Raw genomic sequence first — 16,919 nt, forward strand, 5'->3', positions numbered from 1 at the left:
CCCTAAGCCAATCCCTTAAACAGAGAAATATAAGATCGATAGAAACTTAACATCCGGAAATGAAGTTTGTTCCTTTTCGATTTATGTTTCATAACTGAGTTATATCTGACATTATTCTCTATCACCGACAGCATTTCCCGGGAAACGACAGCATCTATTGGTTAGTGACAGGAAATTTAAACAGCTTCAAAAATTTACTAGACCATAGGAATTATGCTTTGTACTACCTACACCAGCATCAATTTCTTCCCATTTAAAAATCCTAATTCTTCCACGGTTTGGTTGATGTCAAAGATCGTGCCGGTTTCGCGGTCGCAGACGACAGTTGTGTCGGTTGCGACGAAGTAGCCACCCGAGAGCTCTGTCATGGTGTTTGCGAGTAAAAATGTGACTTCATAGAGCTTGCTTTGGGCCGGGATGAAGACGTCATAGGATTCGCCAGAGGCTGGAATAAATACCTCGACCAGCACCTTATCCATGGTAAACCGCCTCCTCTTCACGAACTGCCGAACCCGTTAAAAGTTTGACTAACTTTGGTTTTCCTTTTCTCAGCACGTATCCGAAGTCCTCTGGAATTTCTTGATACATGCTGTTTGTGACTTTTGATACTTTCATTAAATACTGATCGGTAATGCCGTTTCCGACCCAAATTCCATCACTTAACGAAACCTGCTTTTTAAACCACGGCTCGAATGCGAATGAGTTCAAGGAATCAGCACGGTCGGAGATAACCATAAATACATTGAGTCCATCAATCCGTTCTAAAAATACCTTCAGCTTATCCTGACCATCCTCTGATAACAGCATCATCATGTCGTTAAACGAATGAATGATACAGTAAATCGGTTCGAATTCTGGTGGTGTTGCGCCCTCTTCAATCGCATCCTTCGTTGTGTTGTTACGGAACACTAATGTGTTAAACAAGTAAACGATGGTCTCTTCAAGTTCGGCTGCATTTGATACGTGTTTACCTCCGACTCGAGTGAGCTCCTCATTCGGGTCAAGCACCACAACTTCATTTTTCTCATTGGCATGAACGATTTCAGAAATCCCCTGCATCACGCCTGCGCATGCCTCACTACTGTTAGCTAACACAAGATTCACAAAGTATTGACCGAAATCGAAATAGGTAACGGCAAGCGATTCTTTTTCAACCCCAACAGGTAGTTTATGAGACTTGTTGTAACGAACTTCATCTTGCAGATACTCGATATCGACTTTTTCTGGCAAGACTGGAATTCGCTTCGCAGCACTTTTGCCCCAACTGTCGCGCAAACGACGGCAGTAATCGGTGATGTATTGGTACATGTCCTCGACACCCTCAGTAATCAAGGCAACCTGGAATTCATACACACCGCCAGCTTTGAAAATGCCTCGACCCTTATGCTTCGACGGGAAGACGCCATCGACATTTCCGAGAACCGCTGAATATTCAGATGTGTCATTAAGCTGGAGCACATACAGCTGCTTGAAGTTTTGCATCAAACGGTAGCGAATCGCACCCGTATGGGCAGCTGTGACGATAAAGTAAATCCCGTACTTTGTCCCTTCACGAGTGAGGTACGAAATCGTTTCTTCGTACGCCTCATACATTTCTGAAAACGCTGCGTAGTTGTGAATTACAATCACAATCGATGGCAGACCATCATCTGATAAACGGTTATATGTCTGCAAGTCACCGCCGTAATTAGACAACTGCTTTTTCCGTCTCTCAATCTCGCTATTCATCATTTTAAAGAGATTATCAATCTTCTCACTATCATGCGATAAAAGAACATCCCCAACATGTGGCGCTTCGCGGAACCAGCTTAATGTTTCCGAGCTAAAATCTAGTAAATACGCATTTAACTCATCAGGTGTATGAGATTCCATGAGTGAGTACATGATGGACGCAACAAATGTAGTTTTCCCGCTTCCCGCTACCCCATAGATGATAGTATTGCCATCCTGCGTGATTGGTAGTCTCATCACATTTTGGCGCTGGTTCGCCGGGTCATCATATTCCCCAATCACAGGGTTCAATTCAAAGCGATTCGTTGTTACTTCAGGATACTTTTCAACTAATTGATCTAAATAAATCTTCGCAGGTATCGGATCCAGCCATAGTTGCTTTACCGAGATATTTTCCTGTTTTGCTAGACTTTCTAAGTACTTGGTTACTTCATCAATTTGTTTCGGTGGGTTTTTCACCATTGTTCTACGGTCGATCTTCGCGCTCTTGATGACGCGACCTAAGTGGTCAATGACGCTTATGCTTTCATCCACGTGTTTTTCCACTTTTTCAGCTGGATAATACGGTGCCCCTGCCCATGCGGATTGACCAAGCTCGAACAATTCGTTATAGCCAACCTGTAGGTAAAAACGTCCGGTTTGTGATAGTTCAGCAGCATCTGGTCGCTTGATGACCTCCATACTGTCTGCTTTTTCCTGTACCTTCAGACTGATTCTAAATTTCGAGTTACTCCAAATTTGGTCATCCACAACACCAGACGGCTTCTGTGTAGCTAAAATCAAATGGACACCTAAGCTTCGTCCGATACGAGCCGCACTCACCAGCTGCTCCATGAACTCTGGCTGTTGGGTTTTAAGCTCGGCGAACTCGTCTGAAATCATAAACAAATGCTGGAGTGGCTCTGAAACTTGCCCCTCGCGATAGAGCTTTTGGTATTTATATATGTCAATATTACTTACATTCATCCGTCGACTCGTCTCACTAAAAATCGACTGACGACGCTTTAGCTCACTTTGAATCGAAATCAATGAGCGCTTAACGGCTGCCCCATCAAGGTTTGTAATGGTTCCAGCGAGGTGCGGTAGATTTAAAAAGGCATTCGCCATTCCGCCACCCTTGTAGTCGATTAAAATGAAGGCTACCTCATCTGGGTGATAGTTCACGGCAAGTGACAAAATAAACGTCATGATGAACTCAGACTTACCAGACCCTGTCATACCAGCAATTAGTCCGTGTGGACCATGGTATTTTTCATGAAGGTCTAGCTTGAACGACTCACCCATCGTGTCGACCCCAATCGGTGTTTCAATCGAGAGCACTGGGTTGTTTTCTTTCCAGCGAGTCAGTGCGTTCAAGTGCTCAATTTTACTGACCCCGAACATTTCAAGGAAGGTGATCATATCTGGTAGTGTGTATGCCTCAACAGAAGACGCAAGCTGGATATTTGCTAAGCGAATCGCAACCTCCTCGGCATCATCGCGCTCGTAAAATTCGGCATCAAACGCTGTGTATGAGCCAGAAATATCGTCCTTGTCGTAAATCTTGGACATGTCATCCGCAAGCTCGACAACCATCGTACATTCCTTCGGTAAATTTTTAAGCTCATCATATAGAGTGACGAGGCTAATCCCGATGTTCTTTTTCTCCTCTAAAAGGAGGTTGAACATCTCAGCCCTTGACGCAAGCGACTTGCTCATCGAGAAAATCAAATAATGCTGGTCAAGATCCTTTAATTGCTCCTCATCCATTGCCGCGCGATTTGTGATTTCTTTTTCAAAATATGCAGACAGCTCCTTCACCTCGGTCGCATCTGTTGCGATAAACCGAATCTGCATGCCTTCATCCCACACATGTGGCAGCCATTTCGTAAACTTCCAGTACTCTTCTTCATCCTTATCGTAAAGGAACACAAGCTTGAGCTCGTCATAGCTATGTAAGGCTGTTAATTGAAAAATAAGTCCCTTCACAAAGTCCTGTACACGACTGCGACGCCCAATGACACCACTGACATATTCCTCAACAAAGCTTAAAGTGACTGGCACCTGTTTTAAAATGTGCGGTGCTTCTACCATTTTATAAAGCTCATCCTGGAGATTGTCGTCCTCCAGTGTGAATTTTTTCTCAGGGTACTTCAGTTCAGCATTTAACGGGAGATCCCCAATTCCAAGGCGGACCTTAAGAAAATCGTCTTGCCCAAGCGCACGCTCCCAGAGATTTCTTTTTCGCATCGTAATTCGGGAGATGAGATTTTGCAGGGCCACATGGTTCTCATGAAGTATTTCACTTTGACGGACACATTCCTCTTCAATGACCTGTGCCATATCTTCAATGTATTTTGAGTATTTTTCCTGGCGCTTGCCTTCAAGCTTAATCCGTTGCTTTTTCTCATGACGCTTCATTAAAATCGGCCAAAGTACCGTTCCGATTAACATACTAAAAGACATCATTAGTGTCGGCATCGCGTACATGATGTTTCCGTTATTCGCCATTACGTTATTTAGTGTGAAAAGCCCGGTAAAAAGTGAAGCCATACCCATTGTGATCGATGGTCCGAGGATGTACATCAACGGTGTCTCATCAATATTCGGCTTTGATGGCGGCGGGTCAATCCTGATTTCCGTCCTCTTAATATCCCGCTTAAACCGTGGAGAACGATAAAACAAGTCGTCATTTATTTCTTCGGTTTCGAAATCGTCAAGCGGTTCCTCATCCTCAATGATCGGCTTCTGTACTTCAAACGGACGAAAAGCATTGCGGTCTAAAAATACCAATTGATGTGGGTTGTTCAGTGAAAGCAATTTGCCATTATAGATAATTTTTAGTCCCATGATGTAAATGACATCACCGGTTGATAGAACTTTTTCCTTCACACGTTCTCCGTTGACATACGTTCCGTTAGAGCTGTTGTTGTCACGGATAATGGCATGGCCCTGTGCATCGTACTGAATCACACAGTGGGAGCTGGATACGAGCTTATTCGAAAAACGGATGTGGCTGTCATTGCCACGACCGATACGAATGCTACTTCCCGTCACCTCGTGCTTTGTATACTCATTTCGATCACTTGTGGGTGGCTCAACGTATAAAAGCGCTGATGCGTCATGATTGCGGGAAATCGTGTATGTTTTAAATGGCTCAATTTCCTGTTTAACAAGGATCTCCTTGTTTTCATTCAACAGAAACGCAGATTTGTTGGACTTCAAAAACCATTTTCCGTCCTCCGCCTCAATCGCCATCATATCCGCTGCTTTTCCATGCGCATCCTCAGACGTTAAAATATAACGCCCTGTCACGCGCTCTGGCAGCACAAATGTAAAAGCCTTTTCCCGATCAAATAGAGTTAATATCAAAGCAAATCTCTCCCTTATAACAAATGCACAAGCGCCTTGCTCAGCCCCGGCAAGCACAGACAGAAGGCGTTTTTTTGCCTTCAGAAGCGATTGAATTGTGACCTCGAGCCGATGGCGCCTGAAGTTAGACATAAAAAACTGTTCATAAGTCTCCCAATCTGACCGAGGTTGACTTTTACAGCTAGTGACTATTAAACTATTTCTTCACCTTCACACTTTTTTTATGTATCTTATGCCTTTTCGGTTTCTTCCTTTTTATCTTTGGAATACAGAATGACTCAAACTGAAATTTACTAATGGTAAGTAATAAAAATTCCGGCCATGCTAACGCAATCGCAAATTGAAGGGCTGTACAAAGAACTAAGACAAACAGAACTTCGATCATATTTACAAAGATTATTTCTGGATCTGATAATAATTGAATGATTGCTCCAACTATCATGACTGAACCAAAAACAATCGGAATGCTTATTTCAGTTTTCGATTCTTTAAACTTGTAAAGTCCATTTCCGTCTTTTCGGAACTCTCCCCGTTTTACCCTTTTAAAAGCTCGTAATGTCGTGTATAGAGTTAGCACAAGCCCGCCAAGGAGAATGACCCATCCATAGATACTCATATAACTTGGAGCCACCCTATCTTCTGCAGCAAGGAAATAAAACGGAAAAAAATCCACGGAAAACTTTAATCCAAAGATACTTAGAAAAATAGCCTGCAAACGTTGATAACGATACGCATTTTTTTCAGGTGTAAAGAATAGGGCAACAACTGCATTTAGGACCAAAAATGCAATACTTATTTTTTGAATCGTTAGCCAGATAGGATTAGTAATCGCTATACCCGCATCCAAAGCCAACGAAGTAACAGCCGTTATTAATCCACTAAAAATGAGCGTTAGCCAGAAGAATCCAGTAATCTTATCTGGTCTGAGTCTATTTTGCCCAACTACTTTTATGTTGTATAAATCCTCTTCTTTTGCTCCTTTTAGCATTCTGTCATCTCCTACCAAAGTACTTCGTCTAAAGCCTTTTGATAGACTTCTAGCAGCCCGCCTGCCATATTTTGTCTCGATATTATCCGACTATCACTTGAGTACCAGAAACTAGATAGAACTGTTCTGAGGGACTAGAGCCTGGTAAGGCACTTGAAGTCCCATCCATCATCAGGTGTTGATTATGTAATGTTCACTCATGCTAGAATTTAAAAGGATTAAATGGGTTAAACGGATTATAAATTTTATAAAGTTCTTTAAACGTTTTAGCCAACAAAACCTTGATAAGTTGTTTAAAAAAAACAAAACTCAACCACATTAAAAATAAGGTTACTACTAAAAGCACCCATAATCCGAAGCTCATCTCTCCTCGATGATTGTAAATAAATAAAAAATTATCGATTGTAAAATAAATAGCCACACAAAAGGATATAAACAACAAAACTGAAGGGAAAATTTTTTCTTTATTTAATTTACCCATTTATATCCCTCATCAATTACGCTCGATTTCTGATAGGTTTGATAAAAGTTTCGTAACATCTAATCCCCACCAACTGTTTCGAACCTAACATCCTACTAATAATAGCGTGGATATGGTCCATTCATTTCAGCTCGTTTTCGCGCTTCCTCTTCAGCTTTCCTTCTAGCTTCCTCTGCCGCGCGAGCAGCTGCCTCTTCTTCACGTTTGATTTGGTTTGCAACCGAGATGATATCTGGTGCGACTGAATCAAGCTTCGAGGCAATCTGATTAAGTTCACGATTGATCTCCGCGATTGCTTGATTGATGTACTGGACCTCTGTCGCCTGCCAGGCCGAGTTGATATTTCCCTGAAACCCATTTAGAGAGCTTTTTAGATTACGAAGTTGTGAGGCATAGTTGCGAAGTTGGTTGGCTTGTGAAATGGCAGCAGAAACATTAATTCCCATAAAGATCACCTGCTTATCGTAAATAAGTTTTATATAGTGGAATGCCCATTTACAGGGCAAAAATTACATACTTCGTTCACATTTTTTCCAAATATATACTAAAAATTACCCGATATTTAGGTTTAGGTCAATTTGTACGGAATATTCCGATAATATCTCATTTCATACGAAAGACCTGTTTTGTCTACATTTTTCTACAAAATGTTGCCTGCGTCGGACTCGCTTACTACCTAAGGTGTACTGGTCCACTAGTACCTTTGGTAAATTCGTATAACAGAAGAACGTTGATAAACCTCGACATAATATTTCGAATTCAAGCCTCTTGAAGCACTTTATTACATTTAATAGGAAAATAGTCCTTTTATCATTAATTCTTGTAACATAAATGTAACTTGACAAAAATACATCGAATTTTTGTGCATGCAAGCACTTTCATCTCATAAGATAAGAAAAATCAGTCCCATAGAAAATTAGTAATAGATTTGTAAAAGAGGGTCCATTTTTTGTCATTTGGGCATTTCAAGAGTAAAAGGACTAAGATTACATTAGAAGAAGAATGAGAGGATTGGACTAAGGTTTCTCGGATTTTCGCGGTTCATGAAGGAATATTTATACTCTTTCTTTCCTATTAAATAGGACGAGAAAAACCTAGTCGTGGGACTAGGTTTTTCGTATCACTAATTTCGTGGTGATGAATATCTTTTTCGCGATTTGTCTTCCGGCGATCCGTTCAAGAATCGTGTCGACGGCGGTTTCACCCATGACTTCGGTGTGGACCTTAACCGTTGACAGTGGTGGAAAGACATATTTAGATACACTGATGTCATTTACGCCGATGAGGCTCACGCGGTTTGGCACATCAATCTTTTCTTCATTTATTGCGCGTAATGCACCGATGGCGATCAGGTCATTGGCAGCGAAGAAGGCTGTCGGAAGTGCGTCACCTTTTTCTTCAATTGCTTGCTTCATCAACTTGTAGCCATCATCAACCGTAAAATGACCTATATAAACATTGCTTTCATCTAGTAGATTCGCTTCGTTTAGATAGGATTTGAACGTTTTTTCCCGGATTTCTTCGATTTCCGCAGAGTGGTCTTTGTACTCCTCGCGGCCACCTAGATAACCGATGTTCGTATGGCCACTTTGAACAAAATGCTCCAGCACCATTCGCGTTGCTTTTTCAAAATCAATCACGACCGCATCGTAGACATCTTCGTTAGGGTTTGAATCGACAAACACGAGATGCTCGGCTATTTTTGATAGTTCGTTGACTTGAGTAGCGCTGAACTTCCCTACCGCGATAATCCCCTGAAGAGCCTCCTGCTTCATGCTCTCAATGCTATTATAAAAATTGACCACCTGGATGCCTTGCTGTTCACATCGTTGCTCGATTCCAAGCCGGATCGACATATAATAAAGGTCATTGAGCTCCTCTTTTTCGGTGTACCAAAGGAGAATCCCAATTCGAGCAGAAGGAGACTTTTTGGAGGGACGTTTTTTATACGACAGTGCCTCTGCAATCTCAAATATTCTCTTTTTCGTGTCGTCGCTGACGGACAAGCTGGCATCATAATTGAGAACCCTCGATACCGTCGCAATCGAAACACCCGCTTTTTCCGCGATATCTTTAATCGTCGCCATGGTTCACCTTCTTTCTGGGGAAATGTTAAATTTGCACTTTGTAATCACGTGCATCTTTTTGCTTTTGTGGAACCAGTGGAACCGTCCCTGTGGTCCCGGGAGCCTGAAGAACCGTCCCCTTGGTCCCTATTTTGCTAAAAACGTATATTTTGTTTCCCAGTGGTATTGTTCGCCTTTTTTGATGATGACGGATGGGAAGTTAGGGTGATGGATTGCGTCTGGCAACCCTTGTGTTTCTAAGCACACACCTAAGTATGGTCGAGCTTCGCCACCGCGCATGTTAAAGCCTTTTAGCGTGTTGCTCGTGTAAACAACGACTGCTGGTTGATTTGTTTCTACCACCAGTTGTCGGCCAGATGCTTCATCGTATAGTTGGACTACTTTTTCATCTAGTAAAAATGGGTGGTCGTAGCCTTGACCGACGAGCGCAATTTGCTCATCCTTTGATTTCGGACCGTCTCCAATTTTGCGACCATTTTGAAAATCAAACACCGTTCCAGTGACATTCAAAAGCTTACCTGTTGGAAGGAACTCTTCGTCCAGTTCAAGAAACTTACTGCTTTTTATCGTAAGCTCATGGTCAAGCACGTCATTTCTCACATCACCTGATAGATTAAAATACGCATGATTTGTAATGTTTAAAATGGTATCCGCATTCGGTGTCCCGTTCCCCGTAATCACAAATTCATTATCGTTGTTGAGTGTGTATGTTACAGTCATTTCGACAGTACCAGGGTAGCCCCCTTCACCGTCCTCGCTCACATACGTGAACTCGACTCCAACTTTATTTTCTTCATTAATAATAGTAGAATTCCACACTACCTTGCTGAACCCTTTTACCCCACCATGAATATGATTGTTGTTTTCATTTTGATCAAGGGAGTACGTTTTTCCGTTCAGTTCAAATTGTCCGCCTCTAATACGACCTGCGGTACGGCCAACAATCGCACCTTGGTAGCTAGTATCAGCAAGATACCCTTCAAGATCGTCAAATCCGAGTACGACATTCTCCAAATGACCTTTTCGGTCTGGCGCAACAATTTCCGTAATAATGCAGCCATAATCAATACAGGTCACACTTAGCCCGTGGTCATTTTTTAATGTAAAAGCCTTAACTTCTTGGTTATCGAACCTTCCGTACAGCTGTGTTTTGACTTCCATTTTCTTAATCTCCTATCTCGTAAAATGGTCTATAAATCTCTTAAACGCCGCTTGACCCGCTTCATCGCGCTTATAGACACCAGCATCCTCAAGGACGCGCATGAATTTTTTACCGACTTCACGCTTCACAAGCTTGTGAACGTTGTCTTTTGTTGGGTTGTACCTCTTTATTTCGTCCGCCCATTCCTGATGGATAGGGTTGATCGAGTTTGCTTCGCCAATTAAGTAGTTTTCGACCTCTTGTAGCTCCGTTTCGAGTCGAGCTGGAAGTACCGCTAATCCCATTACCTCGATGAGGCCGATGTTTTCCTTTTTAATATGATGTACATCAGCATGCGGATGAAAAATGCCGTGTGGATGCTCGGCGTTTGTGCGGTTGTTACGAAGCACAAGATCCAGTTCGTATTTTCCATTTCGCTTCCGAGCAATTGGTGTAATCGTGTTATGCGGTGTTTCACCTGTGAACGCGATGATTTCAACATCGGGGTCACTATACTGACGCCAAGCTTGTAAAATATGGTCTCCTGCTTCAATTAAGGATTTCATGTCGCTGCTTCTCAAACGAAGAACTGACATTGGCCATTTTACCGTTGAAAATTCGACATTGTCATAACGACCCCACGTAAATTGCATCTCATCTTCGGCTTTCGCCATTGCGAATTCATAATTTCCACCTTGGTAGTGATCATGGGTTAAAATGGAGCCCCCAACAATCGGGATGTCCGCATTGGAACCAAGGAAGTAGTGCGGAAACTTTTCAACAAATCCAAGTAGTCTTGCGAACGTATCCTTGCTGATTTTCATATCGCGATGGTCCTCGCATAGGACGATGCAATGCTCGTTGTAGTACACATATGGTGAGTACTGGAGATACCAGTTTTCGCCCTCAAGCGGAACCGGAATGATGCGGTGGTTGGAGCGAGCCGGATGACCGATGCGACCCGCATAGCCCTCATTCTCCACACAAAGTAAGCACTTTGGATACTTCTCTCCAGTCGCTTTTGCCTCTTTTTCAAGCGCAATTTGCTTTGGATCCTTTTCCGGCTTTGATAAATTAATCGTGATATCTAACTCCCCATACTCCGTTTCCACTTTATATTCAATGTTTTTTTCGATTCGCTTCATTTGAATATAGTTGCTATTTTTACTTAACTCATAAAAGTAGTTCGTCGCGGCTGCTGGGTCTTTTTCATGAAGTTCATAAAAATTACGTGTCACCGCGGACGGGAGTGGAATCATTTTGTTCATGATTTTACTCGCTAGAATTTCTTTTGCATCAAAATAATCCTCGATAACTCTATTTTCACACGCAAACTCCACTAAATCTTCAACCAAAGTTGGGATGTCTTTTTCAGGTGATACCTGTTCGATTGGCACGAAGTCCTCAAGACCTAGCAAAGAAAGCACCTGGTTGCGAACGTAAACCTTGTCCTCTTTTTCAATCAGTCTGACTTTGATCGCTTGCTCTGTTAGTTGCTGTACAGTGCCGTAAATCTTCATGTTGCTCCCCTCAGCTTTCATACCCATTTGGGTGGTTTACATGCCAGTTCCACGCATCCTTAATGATTTCGTTGATAGATGTACGTTTTGGCTCCCAACCAAGTACCTCTTTCGCTTTTCCAGATGAAGCGATAAGAATGCTTGGGTCGCCCGCGCGTCGGTCGCCTAACTTTACAGGAATATCGCGTTGTGTAACCTCTTTTGCTGCTTCAACCATTTCCTTTACAGAGAAGCCACTGTTGCTTCCAAGGTTAAAATAGTTGCTCTCGCCACCATTTTGTAGATATTTCAATGCTAAAATATGTGCGTTGATTAAGTCCTCAACATGGATGTAGTCCCGGATGCATGTGCCGTCCGGAGTGTCATAGTCCTCTCCAAAGATCGTGATAAACTCACGTGTTCCAAGAGCTGCTTGTAAAATGACCGGGATTAAATGTGTTTCCGGATCATGGTCCTCACCGATTTCACCAGTTGCACGCGCACCAGCCACATTGAAATAGCGTAGTGATACAAACTTGATGTCATGGGCCATTTCGGACCATTTCATCATTTTTTCCATTGCAAGTTTTGTTTCACCGTACGTATTTGTTGGAACAGTCGGCATATCCTCGGTGATTGGCACCTGTTTTGGCTCGCCATATGTTGCTGCAGTCGATGAGAAGACGATATATTTCACGTTATTGTTTTTCATGGTCTCAAGAACAATCTGTGTTCCGTACACATTGTTGTCGTAGTATTTTAACGGGTCAACCATTGATTCACCAACAAGTGAATTCGCCGCAAAGTGGATCACCGCGTCAATGCTTTCTTTTTCAAAAACAGATTGTAAAAAAGCACGATCACGAATGTCACCTTGATAAAACTTCGCCTTTGGATGAACAGCCTCTTTATGACCCGTTTGAAGATTATCAACAACCACCACATCTTCGTTCGCATCAATTAATTGGTAAACGGCATGTGAACCGATATAACCTGCTCCACCTAAAACTAAAATACTCATTATAAATTCGCTCCTTTTGTTGGGGCACTTGTGTCCCTCTTATAATTCTTTTGCGCCATCGCCGATGCTTACTTCATAGAAGGAAGCCTGGTAGCCTATGGTTTCTTCATAAATTTTTCCGATGTTTTCGATGATTTGCTGCGCTTTGCCTTTCTCGACAAGGGCGATTGCACAGCCACCGAAGCCAGCACCTGTCATGCGCGCACCAAGAACACCTTCCTGCGTCCATGCAGCTTCAGCAAGAGTATCAAGCTCTTTGCCTGTTACTTCATAATCATCTCGTAATGATGTGTGAGATGCATTAAGTAAGCGACCAAATTCTGTTAAATCACCAGCCTTGAGAGCTTTTAATGCATCTAATGTTCTTTCATTTTCATATACTGCATGTTTCGCGCGCTTTTGTAGTGTTTCGTTTTCAATTAGATGCTTGTTTTGTTCAAATTGATCGCTGGTAATATTCCCGAGTGCTTGAACATCAAGTTCTTTCTGAAGTTGGGCAAGTGCCTGTTCACACTCACTGCGACGCTCATTGTATTTGGAATCCGCAAGCTCACGTCGCTTGTTTGTGTTCATGATTAAAATAAGATGCTCGTCTAGTTCCAGTGGTGCGTATTCATACTTTAATGTATCACAATCTAGTAAAATTCCTGCATTCTTTTTACCCATTCCGATTGCAAATTGGTCCATAATGCCACTGTTGACACCAATGAACTTATTTTCCACAAGTTGACCAATTTTTACAAGCTCCACGCGGTCAATTTCAAGATCGAATAGTTTTTCAAACATCACACCTGATACGAGTTCGATGGATGCTGATGAAGAAAGGCCCGCGCCGTTTGGAATATTCCCGTAAAAAAGGACGTCTACACCAGTTGAAATGTCATAACCCTTTTCTTTGAGGTAACGAAGCATACCCTTTGGATAATTCGCCCAGTCATGCGCTTTGTTGTAGTCAAGATTATTGAGGTCAAACTCGATTACCCCAAGTTCTTCAAAGTTCAGCGAGTACATTCTAATTTTGTTATCTTCGCGTTTTCTTGCAAGGGCATACGTTCCCTTTGTGATGGATGCCGGGAACACATGACCACCGTTGTAATCAGTATGCTCACCAATGAGGTTAATGCGCCCTGGCGCAAAGAAGCTTCTGTAATCGTTTTCGTTAAAAATCGTAGTAAATTTATCTGAAAGTTGTTTGAGATCCATGATGGTTGCCTCCAATATTATGGTTTCTATTATCATTGTAAAAGATTAACTAAAATCGGTCAAATTATTTTAGTAAAAGTTTACTTAAAATTTATGTAATCATCAGGTACCACGAACAGATAACACAGCCCCTTTAATTACATACAATAATCCTTGTTAAGTCTTTTCATTTCTATTATATTTTTAAGTAAGAAAAACCTATCTTTGCAGATAGGCTTTTCTTGAAATTGTTATATGATTGAATTAAATTTTAGTGATCACAAACTCGAATTCGATGTCCTGTTCAGGATTAATTAAATGTTCTTTATGAACAGGCGCGCCCCAACTGTCATCTCCACCTATACCCATCTGCCTTCCCGCGACAGTAACAACTGTATAATGGACATTTGGTAGCTCATAATGATGTTGTGCATTTTCAAGTTCAAATGCAGTATACGGTGATACATTGCATTCAACCGGCTCAGTTATTGAAGCTATTTGAATACCCTCACCCACTGGATTTGCTATTTTCACCCAACGCACGCCTGTCCTGTTTCCAGACTCTTGTGGCTTTAGGTATGCAGACATATTTTCAGCAACTGTATTTTTAAAAATACCAAGCCTTGCCCCTTCTGCACGGTCAGAGTAATTTTCATCTGGGCCAAGAGCATACCATTCAATTTGATCGTAATCAGCAGAAACCTTAAATGTCAGTCCGAAGATAGGCATCTGTGGAAGACTATCTGTACCCTTGTATATTGATTTGACTCGTACACTTCCATCAGCAGCTACTGTATAAGCTACCTTCACTTCTATTTCTGTGTTAACAGAAAACTTATATGTGAACTCTATTACAGCTTGATTTTCACTTTCGATAACAGCAACATCTACACATTTACGAGCAAAGCTTGCTGCATACCAGATACCTGACTGATATCCCTGTGAAAAACCTCTATCGTTATCGGTTGTTGCTCTCCAAAACGTTGGTACCGGAGGTGAAGAAATCATCTCTTTATTTCCATACTTTAATGACACTACACTACCTACTGCTTTAGAGAAAATAACACTAAAATCTCGCCCATGGACACCGATATTTACATCACCTTTTACAATCCTTAGGTTTTCAGGTATTTCTTCGTGATTACTCTTATCAGGCTCACGTTCAACCCATATAAATTGTCCAAACGCAACTTCATGTCCCGCATCAGCCCAAATTGTATGATTGCTTAATCTTAATAAAGTTTGAATACAATATTCACCTTGTTTTTCAAATAAACCATCAGGAAATACGAACTGGACTCTGCCTTCTGATTGTGGTTTAACGATTACAGAAGGAAGAGATGCTTGATAAACTTTTTTCCCTTCATGGAGAACGATATATTCCAAATAATAATCTGAAGTGTCAATGAACAGATTATCATTAAAAATCGTTACTCCATGCCTATCAGCTTTCAGTTTGATATTTTGATATAAATATTTTACTTCTTGCATTTTTGGAGAAATTTCTCTGTTTGCATATACAATACCATTGGTCGAGAAACCGTAATCAGTTGGGCGATCCCCAAAATCTCCACCGGAAGCTAAATATTCTTTGCCATAACGATCTTTATTTATTAATGCCTGATCAATATAGTCCCAAATAAACCCGCCCTGATACATCGGGTACTTATCTTCTAATTCAGTATACTTGTACATTCCTCCAACTGAATTTCCCATTGCATGCATATATTCGCAGCTTATATACGGTTTTTCCGGATTATTATTTAAATATTCCTCTATTTCAGCAGGTTTTGCATACATTCTACTTTCCATATCGCTAGTGTCATTGTATTCCCTATTATGGAAAACTCCTTCATAATGAACAAGACGACTTGGATCAACTGTTCTAAAGTAATTTGAAACATTAAGAATAACTTCACCAGCATAAGATTCATTACCACAAGACCAGATTAAAATGGATGGATGATTTTTGTCCCTTTCATACATCGAAATAGCACGGTCCATTACGATGTCTTGCCATTCGGGTTTATTCCCAGGAATATTCCATGATGGTTCAACAACACCCATCTTCTGCCATGAACCATGTGTTTCCAGGTTCATTTCATCGATTACATAAATTCCATATTCATCACATAGTTCGTACCAATAACTTTGATTTGGATAATGAGATGTACGAACAGCGTTGATATTATTTTGTTTAAGTGTTTTAATATCCCAAAGCATATCTTCTTTTGTAATAGAACGTCCCCGTCTGCTATTGAATTCATGGCGATTTACTCCTTTAAACATGATACGTTCGCCATTAATCCGCATAATCTTGTCTACCATTTCAAATCTTCTAAACCCAATATTTTGAGGAATAACTTCTACTAAGTTTCCAGATTCATTGAAAAGTTTAATATATAATTTATATAAATAAGGCTGCTCAGCACTCCAAAGATGTGGCTTTTCAACTGTCATCGTAATAGAATTACCAGAAGTATCTGTTGTTTCAGCAATTAAGTTTTCTTTTGCATCGTATAACTCCAAGGTTATCTTTGCTTTGTCAGGTAATTCCTCTAACAACTTAAGATCTACACTAACAGTTCCAATAGAAAAACTTGAATCAAGTTCTGGACGAACTTTAACATCATAAGCATGAATCTCTGGAACTGTATAAATATAAACGTCTCTAAAAATTCCGGAAAATCTCCAGAAATCCTGATCCTCCAGCCAACTACCTGTACTACGCTGATATACTTCCACCGCTATCTTATTCTCACCGGTCGTTACATATGGAGTAAGATCAAATTCGGAAGGAGTAAATGAGTCTTCACTATACCCGACAAAGTGCCCATTTAGCCAAATATAAAATGCCGATTCTACTCCTTGAAAAGATATATAAAGTGGCTTATTCTCCATATTTTTAGGCACCGTAAAGTACTTCACATAGCTCCCAACCACATTTTGGTCCATTGGTATCTCTGGAGGGCGCACTTCAACAACACCATCCCATGGATACATTGTATTAACATATTGAGGACTACCGTAGCCTTGCAATTGAATATGACCTGGAACAGAAATATTCCCCCAATCTTTGCAATCAAAATCTTCTTTATAAAAATTTTCTGGTCTATTGTATGGGTTAGTAGAATAGTAGAATTTCCAATTACCATTTAAGGAATGTCGCATTTGCATTGGAGCCTTACGCTTTGCTTCTTCCATTGTGTTGTAATATACGTGATCGGAATGTGCTGGAAGACGATTCACAGCAAAAACTTGCAAATCTGATAGCCAGTTAAGACTAGGCATAGTTGTCATTATTAATTACCTTCCTTTTTATTCTCTTTTATTTACTATTTCTCTTCTAAAAAACAAAGGCTGTTTTCGTAAACTTATTACTACTAGAACACCTGTTGATCACCGCTTTAGGCACTCGCTTTCCTTAAGCTAATATCA

General features: G+C 41.1%; 11 protein-coding genes. All 11 read right to left on the minus strand.

Going from position 1 to position 16,919, the window contains the following annotated elements; all coding sequences use genetic code 11:
• Positions 1–227: 227 nt before the first annotated feature.
• The gene (locus DZB84_RS15905) at positions 228–479 is read right to left on the minus strand and encodes a methyltransferase (RefSeq protein WP_116353253.1); all 252 of its coding nucleotides are present in this window, start codon (positions 477–479) and stop codon (positions 228–230) included.
• Complete coding sequence (essC, locus tag DZB84_RS15910; protein ID WP_116353254.1) at positions 472–5,082, minus strand: type VII secretion protein EssC; 4,611 nt, start codon at positions 5,080–5,082, stop codon at positions 472–474. Before essC ends, DZB84_RS15905 begins: the two co-directional genes overlap by 8 nt.
• A gap of 196 nt (positions 5,083–5,278) precedes the next feature.
• Positions 5,279–6,070 (minus strand): hypothetical protein, encoded by a 792-nt coding sequence (locus DZB84_RS15915; protein ID WP_116353255.1) that lies wholly within the window; start codon positions 6,068–6,070, stop codon positions 5,279–5,281.
• A gap of 202 nt (positions 6,071–6,272) precedes the next feature.
• Positions 6,273–6,551: a hypothetical protein gene (locus DZB84_RS15920; protein WP_116353256.1), complete on the minus strand. Its 279-nt coding sequence runs from the start codon at positions 6,549–6,551 to the stop codon at positions 6,273–6,275.
• Positions 6,552–6,646: 95 nt separating this feature from the next.
• Positions 6,647–6,997 (minus strand): kinetochore Spc7 family protein, encoded by a 351-nt coding sequence (locus tag DZB84_RS15925; protein ID WP_116353257.1) that lies wholly within the window; start codon positions 6,995–6,997, stop codon positions 6,647–6,649.
• 660 nt (positions 6,998–7,657) lie between these two features.
• The gene (locus DZB84_RS15930; RefSeq protein WP_116353258.1) at positions 7,658–8,638 is read right to left on the minus strand and encodes a LacI family DNA-binding transcriptional regulator; all 981 of its coding nucleotides are present in this window, start codon (positions 8,636–8,638) and stop codon (positions 7,658–7,660) included.
• A gap of 126 nt (positions 8,639–8,764) precedes the next feature.
• A complete protein-coding gene (locus DZB84_RS15935) occupies positions 8,765–9,799 on the minus strand; it encodes an aldose epimerase family protein (protein ID WP_116353259.1) in 1,035 nt (344 codons plus the stop codon).
• 12 nt (positions 9,800–9,811) lie between these two features.
• A complete protein-coding gene (gene galT / locus DZB84_RS15940; protein ID WP_116353260.1) occupies positions 9,812–11,299 on the minus strand; it encodes a UDP-glucose--hexose-1-phosphate uridylyltransferase in 1,488 nt (495 codons plus the stop codon).
• Positions 11,300–11,309: 10 nt separating this feature from the next.
• The gene (gene galE, locus DZB84_RS15945) at positions 11,310–12,299 is read right to left on the minus strand and encodes a UDP-glucose 4-epimerase GalE (protein ID WP_116353261.1); all 990 of its coding nucleotides are present in this window, start codon (positions 12,297–12,299) and stop codon (positions 11,310–11,312) included.
• 39 nt (positions 12,300–12,338) lie between these two features.
• Complete coding sequence (locus tag DZB84_RS15950) at positions 12,339–13,502, minus strand: galactokinase (protein WP_116353262.1); 1,164 nt, start codon at positions 13,500–13,502, stop codon at positions 12,339–12,341.
• 243 nt (positions 13,503–13,745) lie between these two features.
• Positions 13,746–16,781, minus strand: coding sequence for a beta-galactosidase, LacZ type (gene lacZ, locus DZB84_RS15955; RefSeq protein ID WP_116353263.1), 3,036 nt, complete (start codon positions 16,779–16,781; stop codon positions 13,746–13,748).
• Positions 16,782–16,919 lie beyond the last annotated feature (138 nt).

This window comes from Bacillus sp. HNG, assembly GCF_003400205.1.
Classification (GTDB): Bacteria; Bacillota; Bacilli; order Bacillales; family Bacillaceae_L; genus Ferdinandcohnia.

What these genes read in the sequence shown, in the direction of transcription:
- DZB84_RS15905 (WP_116353253.1), bottom strand. Translation starts at nt 479, where the DNA reads ATGGATAAGGTGCTGGTCGAGGTATTTATTCCAGCCTCTGGCGAATCC.
- DZB84_RS15915 (WP_116353255.1), bottom strand. Translation starts at nt 6,070, where the DNA reads ATGCTAAAAGGAGCAAAAGAAGAGGATTTATACAACATAAAAGTAGTT.
- DZB84_RS15920 (WP_116353256.1), bottom strand. Translation starts at nt 6,551, where the DNA reads ATGGGTAAATTAAATAAAGAAAAAATTTTCCCTTCAGTTTTGTTGTTT.
- DZB84_RS15925 (WP_116353257.1), bottom strand. Translation starts at nt 6,997, where the DNA reads ATGGGAATTAATGTTTCTGCTGCCATTTCACAAGCCAACCAACTTCGC.
- DZB84_RS15930 (WP_116353258.1), bottom strand. Translation starts at nt 8,638, where the DNA reads ATGGCGACGATTAAAGATATCGCGGAAAAAGCGGGTGTTTCGATTGCG.
- DZB84_RS15935 (WP_116353259.1), bottom strand. Translation starts at nt 9,799, where the DNA reads ATGGAAGTCAAAACACAGCTGTACGGAAGGTTCGATAACCAAGAAGTT.
- galT (WP_116353260.1), bottom strand. Translation starts at nt 11,299, where the DNA reads ATGAAGATTTACGGCACTGTACAGCAACTAACAGAGCAAGCGATCAAA.
- galE (WP_116353261.1), bottom strand. Translation starts at nt 12,299, where the DNA reads ATGAGTATTTTAGTTTTAGGTGGAGCAGGTTATATCGGTTCACATGCC.
- DZB84_RS15950 (WP_116353262.1), bottom strand. Translation starts at nt 13,502, where the DNA reads ATGGATCTCAAACAACTTTCAGATAAATTTACTACGATTTTTAACGAA.
- lacZ (WP_116353263.1), bottom strand. Translation starts at nt 16,781, where the DNA reads ATGACAACTATGCCTAGTCTTAACTGGCTATCAGATTTGCAAGTTTTT.